Below are 11,351 nucleotides of genomic sequence, written 5' to 3' on the forward strand. Positions count from 1 at the left end.
GCCCGGCGCGAGCCACCGGCGACCCGCCCGCCCGGCCGGATCGAGCAGCCCGAGCCCCGCCCCGGCGAGCGCGATCCCCCGGCGGCGATCGCGGCCAGCAGATCGATGTCGTCCACAACGTTTCCCCCTCGGAACGTTCTGAACTGTCTGTCCGCCGCCGGCCGCGATCGGTTCACGGTCCGCCCGCCCGGCCTGCCGGGCGCCCCCGGCCGGGTCAGGCGGGAACGGCGGTGATCACGCTGGAGGGCGGGGGCAGGGGCGTGTGGTCGGTGCTGCGCCAGCCGGACTCGGTCAGCCAGGCGGTCACCTCGTCCACCTGGTAGAGGTCGCCGCCGCTGATGACGAGGAACTCGCCGGCGCCGAAGCGGGCCGACGGGTGCGGGAGCTGCCCGGTGCGCCACCAGTCGACCAGCAGCAGGGTCGTGTCCGGGGCGGCGGCCACGCGCAGCCGCCGGAACAGCTCGGTGATGCGCTCCGGCGGCAGCAGGTGCACGAAGTTGGCGACCAGGATCACGTCGTGGCCCTCCGGCAGCGGCTGCTCGAACACGTCGGCGCCGACCGCGGTGAGCCGGGGGACGGCCTGCCCGGCCACGGTCGCCGCCACCTCGGGCAGGTCGACCAGGGTGGCTTCCACCTTCTCGTACGCGGCCAGGATCGCCCGGGAGAACGTGCCGTACCCGCCGCCCACGTCGAGGAGCCGCCGGTGCCGCCCGAAGTCGTACGCCCGGGCCAGGTCGCCGGCCGTCTCGGCGGTGACCAGTGCGACCGCCGACTCGTACGCCTCGGTCTGGGCCTTGTCGAGGGTCGGCCGGCTGCCCTGCCGGGTGCGGAACACCTCGGTGGCGTTGTCCCAGGCCGCATAGCTGACCGTGTCCCAGTAGCGGGCCAGCGGGCGCAGGTCGGCGGGCCCGCGCCCGGTGAGGAAGGCCTCGGTGTCCGGCGCGGTCCGGAAGGCGAGGCCCTCGCGGATCAGCAGGCCGGCCTCGGCCAGCAGGTCGGCCATGGCGCGGGCGCTGCGTTCCGGGATGCCGCAGCGCTCGGCCAGCTCGGCCGGGGTGGCCGGATCGGGCCCGGCGGCGGCGAAGAGGCCGAACTCGACGGCCGCGAACATGGTCTTGGAGAGCATGTATCCGCAGTAGAGATCGATGATGCGCGCCGGTCCGGGCGGGCCTTCCGGCGACTCGAAGACACGGGCCATGGCCCTCAGTGTCCTATTCGGATGCCCTTGTGTACCGCTCCGTCGCGTACCCGACAGCCGGACTTGATCGATGCGGGCATGATCCTTGTTGATTGAGCAAGCAACTAGTCACGAGGAGCACTTCCTTGAAGATCGGCATCGGCATTCCGAACCAGATCGCCAACGTGGACCCGGCCGTCATCCCCGAGTGGGCGCGCCGGGCCGAGGCGGCGGGCTTCTCCACCCTCGGCACCGTGGGCCGCGTGGCCTTCCCGGGCGTGATGGACACCGTGGCGCTGGCCGCGGCGGCCGGGGCGACCTCGACCATCGGGCTGTTCTCCAACGTGCTGCTCGCCCCGGTGTGGCCGCCCGTCCTGCTGGCCAAGGAGCTGGCCGGCATCGACGGCGTCTCCGGCGGCCGGCTCACGCTGGGCCTGGGCATCGGCGGGCGGCCCGACGACTTCGTGGTGGACGGGCTGCCGATGAAGGGCCTCGGCAAGCGGTTCGACGCCGACCTGGCGACCTACTTCGACGTGTGGGACGGCAAGCTGCTCCAGGACAGCCCCAACCCGGCCGTCCCGGCGGGCACGCGGCGCATTCCGCTGATCTTCGGCGGCTTCTCCCCGGCCACGTTCGCCCGGGCGGCGCGGCTGGGCGAGGGCTACGTCGGTGCCTCGGTGCCGGCGCCCTACGTGGCCCCGGCCTTCGACGGCATGCGCGCCGCCTGGAAGGAGGCCGGCCGCGACGGTGACCCGCACTTCAAGGCGATCGGCTACTTCGCCTTCGGTGACCTCGAGGCGGGCAAGAAGAACGTCTACGAGTACTACAAGATCACCCCGGACTTCGTGGACGCCGTCCTGGCCGGCGTCGCCCACGGCCCGCAGGGCGTCAAGGACATGCTCAAGTCCTTCGAGGACCTGGGCACCGACGAGTTCATCTTCAACCCGACGACCTTCGACCTCGACGAGATCGACCGCCTGGCCGAAGCCGTCCTCTGAGGCACCGGCGACGAGCCCGGCCGGTCAGCCGGGCTCGTCAGGCCGCCATCCGGAACCGCTCGGTGTGGATCTGGGCCGTGGGCACGCGCAGCTCCCGCAGCGCCGCGAGCACGGCGGCGGTCATGCGCTCGGGCCCGCAGACGTAGACGTCACGGCCGGCGACGTCGGGGACCAGGGCGGCCAGGTTCGCGGCGGCGAGCGGCTGGTTCACCTCGCTGGTGGGGCCGTCGAGGACGTGCACCCGGGCGCCCCGGAGCCGGGCCAGCTCCTCGATCTCCTCCAGGAGGACGGCGTCGCGCGCGGACCGGACGCGATAGAGCACGGTGACCGGCCCGGTGAGCTCCTCGAGCAGGGCCCGGATCGGGGTGACGCCGATGCCGCCGGCGACGAGGAGCGCCGCCGGCCTGGTGCGACGCGCGGCGGTCAGGGCACCGTACGGGCCCTCGGCGAACACCCGCGTGCCGACCGGCAGGTGCCGCAGGCCCGCGCTGGTGGTCCCGACGGCCTTGGCGGTGAGCCGCAGCGACGTGCCCCGCGGCGCGGCCGACAGCGACCACGGGTTGACCTGCCACCAGGGGTTGTGCCCGGGAAAGCGCCACAGCATGAACTGCCCGGCCCGCGCCGGCAACCGGTCCAGATGCCGCCCGGTGACGTGCACCGACACCACGTCGCCGGACTCGGGCACCACGGCGGCGACGCGGAACCGGTGCCGGGCGTTGCGTACCAGCGGGAGCACTATCCGGCCGGCGACCAGGGCCACGAGGGCCAAGGTCCACAGCAGCCACCAGTACGCCCGTGACCACGACGACACGGTGAACGTCGTCAGCTCGGTCATCTGGTGCAGCAGCGCCAGCACGACGACCGCGTAGAGCAAGAAGTGCACCGCGTGCCAGGCCTCGTACGACAGGCGCCGCCGCGCGTACCGGGCGGAGGTGAACGCCGCCACCGTGAGCAGCACGAACGCGATCATCCCGAACAGCACCGGCGTCGACCCCGCGAGGCTGCGCACCTGCGCCGGGATCGACAGCCGGTAGAGCTGCGCGTAGCCGGTGACGATGAAGGACACGTGCAGCACCAGCAGCCAGGAGAGCGTGAAGCCGCCCCAGCGGTGCACCGTGGTCAGCCCGTCCAGGCCGAGCCGCCGATCCAGCCAGGGCAGCCGGGCGACCAGCACCAGCTGGAAGATCATCGTCAGCGCCACGTGCAGGCCGAGGAAGCGGCCGACGGTGATCAGCGGGTGCTTCCCCGGAACGCCGGACAGGGCGAACGACACCCAGACGAAGACCAGGTTGAGCCCGAGCGCCCCGAAGAGCACCAGCCGGGCCCGGGTCGCGGCAGACATGCCCGGAGCATCCCACCGCCGGGTGGCCGCCGGCATCAGCCGCGACGGGCGACCACGTTCAGCACTTCAGCCAGGTCCGGGCCGTCCTACGTATACGTAGGCCGCTCTGAGCAGCGAAGATAGGTAGGAGCGACGCATGTGCCGGGCTTCTCGCCGACCGAGGATGGACTCATCGACGGCGACGAGGAGAGACCGATGTTCCTGCACCCCGACCACCTGATGACCCTGGCGAACCAGCACCACCGGGAGCTGATCGAGGAGGCCGACCGGCACCGGCTGCTGAGCGTGGCGCGCCGGGCGCGGAGGGCCCGCAAAGCCCCCGCCGCGCGCGGCAAGCCCGCCGGTACCCTGGCGGCGTGCGACCCTTCCGTGGCGGTGCCGGCCCGGTGATGATCGGGCGGGAGAGCGAGCTGCGCCGGCTGGTGCGGCTCGCTTCGTCGCGCGCGCCCGCGGTGGCGATCGTCGCCGGGGAGCCCGGCATCGGCAAGACGCGGCTGGTGCGGGAGCTGCTGGCCACGGTGCCGCCGGAGACGGTGGTGCTGGTCGGGCAGGCCGAGCCCGGGTCGCTGGCCCGGCCGTACGAGGTGCTGCTCGACGCCCTGGACGGCCACCCGGAGGAGCAACTCGCCGCGCTCGCCGACGCCGGTCGCAGCCCGGTCGAGCGGCTGCACGCGGGGCTGGCGATCGTCTCCGAGCTGATCGGCGACGCACCGGCGGTGATCGTCTTCGAGGATCTGCACTGGGCCGACTCGGAGAGCGCCGCGCTGTTCGAGCGGATCGCCGACCAGCACGGGCCGCGGCTGCTCATCGGCACCTACCGCCCCGACGAGGTGTCCGGCCGGCGGCCCGTCGCCGGGCTGCTGGCCCGCATGGAGCGCCGGCACACCGTCACCCACGTCCGGCTCGACCGGTTCACGCCGTCGCAGACGGCGGCGTTCCTGGCGGCGGCCACGGGGGCCCCGGCGCCGATGCGGGCGGCGACCGCGCTGCACAACCGGACGGGCGGCAACCCGTTCTTCCTGGAGGAGCTGCTGCGCGCGCTGCCCGGCTACGACGTCGAGGCGCTGGTCGAGCAGCCGCTGCCGTGGAGCCTGGCCGAGGTGCTGCGGCGGCAGATCGACGAGCTCGACCCGGTCGCCCACCGGATCGCCGAGGCGGCCACCGTGCTCGGCCAGCGGATCCCCTTCGACCTGCTGGCCGAGGTCACTCAGACGGCCGAGGACGAGCTGATCGGCGTCCTGCGCGACCTGGTCACCCGGGGCGTGCTGACCGAGTCGGGCGAGGACGAGTTCGCCTTCCGGCACGCGCTGGTCCGCGAGGCGCTGGCCGGGCAGCTGCTCGGCCGGCAGCGGCGCCGGCTGCACGAAGCGGCCCTGGAGGCGCTGCTGGCCGGGGGCCACTCGGACCCGGCGATGGTCGCCCACCACGCCCGGGGCGCCGGCCGGTACGACGACATGGTCGCCGCCGCCCGCCGGGGCGCCGCCCTCTACCAGTCCATCGGCTCGGCCTACCAGGCGCTGCAGCTGGCCGAGCTCGGCCTCGACGAGGTGCCCGACGACCCGGAGCTGCTCGGCGCGGCGGCCCGGTCGGCCTGGCTGGCCGGCCTGCTGGAGGACGCCCTGCGCTACGGCCGGCGCTGGCACGATCTCGCCGGCTCCACCACCGACCGGGCCGAGGCGCTCTATCTGCTGGTCCGCATCGCCTGGGAGTCGCGCGACCCCGGCGCCATGCGCGCGTTGACCGAGGAGATCGAGACGCTCATCGCCGAGCTGCCCCGCGGCGCCGACCAGGCCCGGGCGATGACCGCGATCGCCCAGTCGGCCTATCTGCGCGACGACTTCGACGCCGCGCTGCGCTGGTCCGGGCAGGCGCTGGCGCTGGCCGAGGAGCTCGACCTGCCGTCCGTCCGGCTGGCCGCGCGGCTGGAGCGGGGCTCGACCCTCGCCGAGAGCCCGCGGACGCTGGACGAGGGCCGGGAGATCCTGTCCGCCGTGGTCGACGAGGCGGAGAAGACGGGCGAGTGGGTGCTGGCCGCCCGGGCCCTCGAGATCCTGGTGCAGGGCGTGCCGCCCACGACGCCGGCCGAGCACGCCGAGACCCTGGAGCGGATGCGGGTCGACGCCGAGCGCGCCGGGTTCGAGGCGCTCGCCGTGGCCACGTACTTCCAGGGCCGGGCCCGGCTGGCCTGGCGCACCGGCGACCTGCCCGCCGCGATCGCCGCGCTCGAGGAGGGCCGCGAGCTGGACCGGGCCTACCGGCGCTGGGGCCGCTGGGCCGACCACCACGGGCACTTCCTGGCCGGGCTGCTGCTGGAGGCGGGCGAGCTGGACCGGGTCGAGGCGATCGTCGCCGACCTGACCGCGCTGCCCTCGAACGTGCCCGCGTCCATCCCGGGCCTGGTCTTCCATCTCGCGGCCCGCCGCCACGACCGGCCCCGGGCCGAGGCGGCGCTGGAGGAGCTGCTGCCGGCGGTGGCGAAGCAGACGTGGCGCAGCGGTCAGCAGGCGCACGACCTGGTCTCCGCCGCGCTGGAGCTGGGCCTGCCGCACGAGCGGATCGACGCGATGCTCGCCGTGCTGCTCGACGGCGAGGTGTGGGCCGCCTACCGGACGCTGGTGGAGGCGCAGATCGCGGAGGCGCACGGGCGGCACGACGAGGCACTCGCCGGCCTCCTGTCCGTCCGGGAGGCCCACATTCTCGGCCCGGCCACCCGCGGCACCGTCCGGGTCGCGGCGGCCCGATGCCTGCTCGCCGCCGACCGGCGGGCCGAGGCCACCGAGCTGGTGCAGGCGGCGGAGCCGTTGCTCTCCTCCTGGCGCGGCTGGCGGGTGACGCAGCTCGAGCAGGTCCGCGCGCGGCTGGGCCTGGCCCCCGCCGACGCGCCGCCGGCCGTGACCGGGCCGGCGGCGCTGACGCCCCGCGAACGGGAGGTGGCGGTGCTGATCAGCGACGGGCTGACCAACACGGAGCTGGCCCGGAGGCTCTACATCTCCCCGCGCACCGCCGCCGTCCACGTCTCCAACATCCTGCGGAAACTCGGGGTGTCGTCCCGGACGGAGGTGTCGTGGGTCATCGGAACGCCTTCCGGCTGACGTCCACGAGCTGCCCGGCCTTCGGGATCCGCAGGAACGACGCGATGCTCCACGACGTCGCGTAGAGGTGCCCGTTGACGTAGCGCAGACCGGTCGGCATGGTCACCGCCGCGTGCGTGACCCGGCCGTGGTCGAGCCGGGTGAGCCGGCCCACGGTGGACGGGTCGAAGCCGGGCGGCGGTTCCTCGCCCGGCGGCGCGTTGAAGAGCACCTCGGACGTGTAGATCGTCCCGTGCGGCGCCACGGCGATGCCGGTCAGCGAGGTGAAGCCCTTCCACTTGTGCACCACCCGGCCCGTATGCCCGTCGAGCTGATAGATGACCGCCGCACCGGGCTGCTCGGCGCCCAGGGTGGACACGTAGACGTACCTGCCGCGCACGGCGACGCCGGTCGGGACGGAGTCACAGCCCACGGTGCCTGGGTTGGCCTGCGCGCCCGCGGCGAGACATTCCTTGGTCCGCGGGTTCGGCGGCACGAAGAACGTCGACACCTTGCCCGTACGCGGATTCACGCGCAGCACGTCGTTCGCGCCACCGTCGGCGACCAGCAGGCCCCACTTCGTCCACGTGATGCTGAACGGGTTCGACAGCGCGTCGTACGGCTGCTGCTTGTCGTCGAACTGCTTCTGGCCGTCCGGGTTGTGCTTCAGCTCGTACGCCATGAGGTCGGCCAGCACCCGGACGTGCTTGCCGGTGCGGTCCGCGACCAGCAGCGCGCCGGCCGGATACTTGGCGCCCGGCACCGGTTCCCCGCCCAGCTGCACGTAGATCCGGCCGTTGTGCGTGGCCACGCCGGACGGTCCGGCGAGCCCGGAGATGATGGTCCTCTGCTTGCCGGTCTTCAGGTCCACGGTGGTGACCTCGCCGGTGTCGCCCTCCGCGACGACCGCGGTGCGTGGCGACAGGAAGTCCAGCCCGTACGGGCCGTCCAGTCCCTTGGTGATGGTGCGGACGGGTGCCGTCGCGGATCCGGCCGACGCCTGCGCCGGGAAGCCGGGGAGCATCACGAGCACGCTCGCGCCCACCGCCACGGTGGCCCTTGCTCTCGATCTCATTCCCCCCCACCTGCCATTTCGTCGACTGCCGCCAACGTAGGAAGGGCCGGGTGGGGGGAGCAACCGGTCGATCGGACCCTGATTACCGGCCTGTTGCGTTCCCGTTACCGCCCCACTACGTTGAGTGCATCGATCATCGTCGTTGAAAGCACCGGCTGACCGGGGGTTTTCGCATGGCAATGTCCGTAAGTCGCCGCAGTCTGCTGGCCGCCGGGGCGGGCGCCGCCGCGGGTCTGGCCCTGCCCGGTGCCGCTTTCGCGCAGCGGGGCACGAGCGTGGATTTCGTTCTGAACGCCGAAACACTCGACGGGGGCGAACAGGTCACGTCGGTCACTCTCGACACGTCCCGGCTCGGCCCGATCGACCCCGCTTCGCTCGGTACGGGCACCTTCCGCGTGCACGCCACGGCCACGAGCCCGATCCCGCTCGCGCCGGGGGACCAGATCTTCGGGACGTACGACGTCGACCGCACCGTGACGGCCGTCCGGCTCGACCGCCACGGCGACATCGTCGTCGAGCTCAGCTACGGCGAGGGGCAGGTCGGCGGGGCGACCCTCGGCTACGTGGCGAGCCGGGGCCGCAACGTGCGGATGACCCTGGTCTACACGATCACGCAGCTCCAGCCGATCGCGCGGCGCCACGGCGGCCCGCTGACGATCACGCGCTTCGAGCAGGGCCGGCTGGCCAATCCCGAGGTGGACGCGTTCAGCTACCACCGGACCGCCGACCTGAAGTACCGGCTGTACTCCTCCGGGCGTACGGGGAAAAGGCCGTTGATCGTGTGGTTGCACGGCGGTGGGGAAGGTGCGTCGCTGCCGGACAACTACTACGACAACGAGACCGTGCTGCGCGCCAACCGGGGCGCCCTCGGGTTCGCCACGCGCGAGGCGCAGCGGATCTTCGCGGGCGCGCACGTGGTCGCGCCGCAGAGCACGTCGTTCTGGCTCGAGGACGGCGACCGCTTCGCCCCGCAGATCCGCGAGGTCATCCGCGACGTCGTGCGCAGGCGGGCCGTCGACACCGACCGGATCCACGTGGTCGGCGCCAGCAACGGCGGCTTCATGAGCCTCAAGATGACCACGGCCTACCCGCGGCTCTTCGCCTCGTCGGTGCCCATCTGCGGCGTCGTCGCGGGCGACCCGCCGCGCATCCCGGACGCGGACCTGGCCCGGATCACCACCCCGACCTGGCTGGTCGCCTCGCGCGACGACGACACCGTCGACCCGATCGCCAACACCGTCCACGCCCACGACCTGATCCCGCGGTCGATCCTGTCGCTCTACGACACCGTGACGTGGAACGGCTACCAGTTCCCGGGCCACTGGTCGTGGATCTATGTCGCCCGCAACGACCCCAGTCACCGCGGCGAGCACATCTGGCAGTGGATGGCCCGGCACCGCCGCTGATCACTCGCGGTCGACGGTCACCGTACGGACGGGCGGCTCCCCGCCGCGGGCCAGCTGGGGGAACGGCATGACGACCACGTCGTACCGGTCCACGGGACGCCCGTCCTTCGTCGCGTACGAGAGCTGCGGGCTCAGCGCCTGGTTGACCCGCTCGCCGCAACTGGCGCCGGGCTGTGACCCGCCGAGAAAGCTCACGTAGTTGCCGCCGTCCCGGGGCTCGATCTCGGCGTGCGCGTCCGGGTCCGTGACGCCGCAGCCGGCGCTCGCCCACAGCCGGGTCCCGGCCGGCACGACGAAGGTCACGCTCTCGTTCCGTTGCGACGTGTAGCGCCAAGGGAGTGGCGTCTCCGGCAGGGCCTTGTCCCAGGCGGCGAGGTCCGGCGCGGCGATGGTCAGCGCGGCTCCCGCCTCTCGCGGCTCGCGCCCGTCCGCGGTGAGCAGCAGCCGCTCGGCGTCGACGTCGATCCCGGTGTCGGCGCCGTCCACGCCCAGCACCAGCCGGGGATCCTCCGACGAGCCGAGGGGATGCCCGATGCCCCGGCGGCACAGCTCGTCGGTCGCCTCGTGGAGCGGCTCGCGCCCGGGCATCCGGCCGTAGACCCGGGCCGGCGTGCCGCCCAGCGCCGCGACCAGCGCCCGGCACCCCTGCACCCACGCGCCGGTCGTCGTGCCCGGCGCCGCCTCGACGGACAGGCCGATGGCCCGGTCCCCGGTGACGTCGATGCCCGAGGCCCCGTTGTTGTGCAGCCGCACGTCGCCCAGGCGCAGCGCCCGGCCCACGTCGTCGGGCACGGCGCCCAGCGTCTCGCGTACGTGATCCTTCTGTTCCGGATCCGCGACCCACGCGCACGACGCCGTGGCCGCACCCACCGCAACCGCACTGACCAGGCCCGCGACCCGTCGCCCCACTCCCCGCACCCGCAGGATTGTGCCATCGTGCAACCCGGGGACGGGCCGCGGAGGTCAGGGGAACGTGAGACGACAAAGAAGCTCGGGCGGACCCGAGCGCGACGCCCAGTTCCACGACTTCGTGGCCGCGCGGCGGGGGCCGATGCTCTACACCGCGCGGCTGCTCACGGCCGGTGACGCGCATCTCGCCGAAGACCTGGTGCAGACGGCGCTGACCAAGCTCTACATCTCGTGGGCGGCCTTCCGGCGGGCGGACAACCCCGACGGGTACGTCCGCCGCACGCTCGTCAACGCGCTGATGGACGAGCGGAAGCGCGCCGGGCGCTTCGGCCGGCCGATCGCCGACGTCCCGGAGCGGGCCGCGGGCGCCGAGCCGGACGGCGACGACCCCGAGCTGTCCCGGGCCCTGCGCGCGCTGCCGCCCCGGATGCGGGCGGCCGTGGTCTTCCGCTTCGTGCACGAGCTCGACGTCGCGCAGACGGCCGAGGCGCTCGGCTGCTCCGAGGGGACGGTCAAGAGCCAGACCGCCCGCGCCCTCGAGAAGCTGCGCGCCACCCTCGATGTTCCCCACTTCCAGCAGCAAGGAGCAGGACGATGAACGACCTCTTCACCCGGATGGAACGCCTCGGCGGCACGATCGAGCCGGCCTCCGAGGACGCGATCGCGGCCGACATCGCACGCGCCCGCAGCGCGGTGCGCAAGCGCCGGACCGTGCAGGCGATGGCGGGCTCGGCCTTCGGGGTCGCCGCCCTCGTCGCGACGTTCTCCTTCACCGGCGTCATGACCAACGACGACTCCGGCACGCCACCGGTGGCCGCCGTCGCCCCCTCGGCCGCCGGAAACCTGCGTCTCGTCGACTACACGGGCAAGCAGCCGCAGGACTTCACCGTCGACATGGTGCCCGAGGGCTTCTTCATCCAGAACGCCGACTGGACCGGCCTCACCATCGCGCCGGACTCCGCCAAGAACCCGGGACCGGACGTCGACCCGTCGACGTCGCCGATGTACGACCCGCGCGACTACACCGGCAAGATCGCCGTCTTCCTGGAGATGCGGGAGTTCCGGGGCGAGCTGTCCGGCGACAAGCTGACGGTCGGCGGCAAGGAGGCGATCCTGCGCACCAACGTCGACGGGGTGCGGCAGCTGGTCATCGCGGTCGACCCCGAGGTGTACGCGACCGTGCAGTTCGACGTGCCGCTGAGCCGTGCGCAGATGCTCGAGGTGGGCGCCGGTCTGCACGTACACCAGGGTCTGATCGACCGCATGGCGGCGGCCGCGGGTCAGCCGAACGAGAAGGTCGAGAAGGAGCTCAAGAAGCAGGCCGAGACGGGCTACATGGGCAACTAGACCGGCGTACGGGAGCGGGCGTCGAC

General features: G+C 73.3%; 10 protein-coding genes. 6 read left to right on the top strand and 4 right to left on the bottom strand.

The features are described 5' to 3' along the window. Positions 1–214: 214 nt before the first annotated feature. Complete coding sequence (locus RAN62_RS24320) at positions 215–1,198, bottom strand: methyltransferase (protein WP_305787055.1); 984 nt, start codon at positions 1,196–1,198, stop codon at positions 215–217. 125 nt (positions 1,199–1,323) lie between these two features. On the opposite strand from RAN62_RS24320, the gene RAN62_RS24325 reads away from it, so the two are divergent. Next, a complete protein-coding gene (locus RAN62_RS24325) occupies positions 1,324–2,175 on the top strand; it encodes an LLM class flavin-dependent oxidoreductase (RefSeq protein ID WP_305787056.1) in 852 nt (283 codons plus the stop codon). 37 nt (positions 2,176–2,212) lie between these two features. Here the strand turns inward: RAN62_RS24325 and RAN62_RS24330 are convergent, their stop codons facing one another. Next, complete coding sequence (locus RAN62_RS24330) at positions 2,213–3,517, bottom strand: ferredoxin reductase family protein (RefSeq protein ID WP_305787057.1); 1,305 nt, start codon at positions 3,515–3,517, stop codon at positions 2,213–2,215. Between the two features lie 195 nt (positions 3,518–3,712). Here RAN62_RS24330 and RAN62_RS24335 point away from each other — a divergent pair, with 195 nt between their 5' ends. Together RAN62_RS24335 and RAN62_RS24340 are read left to right on the top strand one after the other, a co-directional pair. Further along, positions 3,713–3,907, top strand: a complete 195-nt coding sequence (locus tag RAN62_RS24335) for a hypothetical protein (protein ID WP_305787058.1) — start codon at positions 3,713–3,715, stop codon at positions 3,905–3,907. Beyond that, the gene (locus RAN62_RS24340) at positions 3,874–6,609 is read left to right on the top strand and encodes an ATP-binding protein (protein ID WP_305787059.1); all 2,736 of its coding nucleotides are present in this window, start codon (positions 3,874–3,876) and stop codon (positions 6,607–6,609) included. The genes RAN62_RS24335 and RAN62_RS24340 overlap by 34 nt, the downstream gene beginning before the upstream one ends. Here the strand turns inward: RAN62_RS24340 and RAN62_RS24345 are convergent. Further along, on the bottom strand, positions 6,587–7,663 hold the full coding sequence (locus tag RAN62_RS24345; protein ID WP_305787060.1) for a ScyD/ScyE family protein: 1,077 nt from the start codon (positions 7,661–7,663) through the stop codon (positions 6,587–6,589). The genes RAN62_RS24340 and RAN62_RS24345 overlap by 23 nt on opposite strands. A 173-nt stretch (positions 7,664–7,836) precedes the next feature. Between RAN62_RS24345 and RAN62_RS24350 the strand changes: the two genes are divergently transcribed. Continuing rightward, positions 7,837–9,069 carry a prolyl oligopeptidase family serine peptidase gene (locus tag RAN62_RS24350; protein ID WP_305787061.1) on the top strand — a complete coding sequence of 411 codons (1,233 nt, stop codon included), beginning with the start codon at positions 7,837–7,839 and terminating at the stop codon, positions 9,067–9,069. On the opposite strand, the gene RAN62_RS24355 is transcribed toward RAN62_RS24350, so the two are convergent. Continuing rightward, the gene (locus RAN62_RS24355) at positions 9,070–9,987 is read right to left on the bottom strand and encodes a hypothetical protein (protein ID WP_305787062.1); all 918 of its coding nucleotides are present in this window, start codon (positions 9,985–9,987) and stop codon (positions 9,070–9,072) included. A 55-nt stretch (positions 9,988–10,042) separates the two neighbouring features. Between RAN62_RS24355 and RAN62_RS24360 the strand changes: the two genes are divergently transcribed. Together RAN62_RS24360 and RAN62_RS24365 are read left to right on the top strand one after the other, a co-directional pair. Then, positions 10,043–10,576: a SigE family RNA polymerase sigma factor gene (locus tag RAN62_RS24360; protein ID WP_305787063.1), complete on the top strand. Its 534-nt coding sequence runs from the start codon at positions 10,043–10,045 to the stop codon at positions 10,574–10,576. Continuing rightward, positions 10,573–11,325 carry a hypothetical protein gene (locus RAN62_RS24365; protein ID WP_305787064.1) on the top strand — a complete coding sequence of 251 codons (753 nt, stop codon included), beginning with the start codon at positions 10,573–10,575 and terminating at the stop codon, positions 11,323–11,325. Before RAN62_RS24360 ends, RAN62_RS24365 begins: the two co-directional genes overlap by 4 nt. Positions 11,326–11,351: the final 26 nt, after the last annotated feature.

The organism is Symbioplanes lichenis (genome assembly GCF_030709675.1).
In the GTDB taxonomy this organism is placed as follows: Bacteria; Actinomycetota; Actinomycetes; order Mycobacteriales; family Micromonosporaceae; genus Actinoplanes; species Actinoplanes lichenis.

Bases quoted from the DNA above. Each gene is read 5' to 3' on its own strand.
- RAN62_RS24320 (WP_305787055.1), bottom strand. From the start codon at position 1,198: ATGGCCCGTGTCTTCGAGTCGCCGGAAGGCCCGCCCGGACCGGCGCGC.
- RAN62_RS24330 (WP_305787057.1), bottom strand. From the start codon at position 3,517: ATGTCTGCCGCGACCCGGGCCCGGCTGGTGCTCTTCGGGGCGCTCGGG.
- RAN62_RS24335 (WP_305787058.1), top strand. From the start codon at position 3,713: ATGTTCCTGCACCCCGACCACCTGATGACCCTGGCGAACCAGCACCAC.
- RAN62_RS24345 (WP_305787060.1), bottom strand. From the start codon at position 7,663: ATGAGATCGAGAGCAAGGGCCACCGTGGCGGTGGGCGCGAGCGTGCTC.
- RAN62_RS24350 (WP_305787061.1), top strand. From the start codon at position 7,837: ATGGCAATGTCCGTAAGTCGCCGCAGTCTGCTGGCCGCCGGGGCGGGC.
- RAN62_RS24365 (WP_305787064.1), top strand. From the start codon at position 10,573: ATGAACGACCTCTTCACCCGGATGGAACGCCTCGGCGGCACGATCGAG.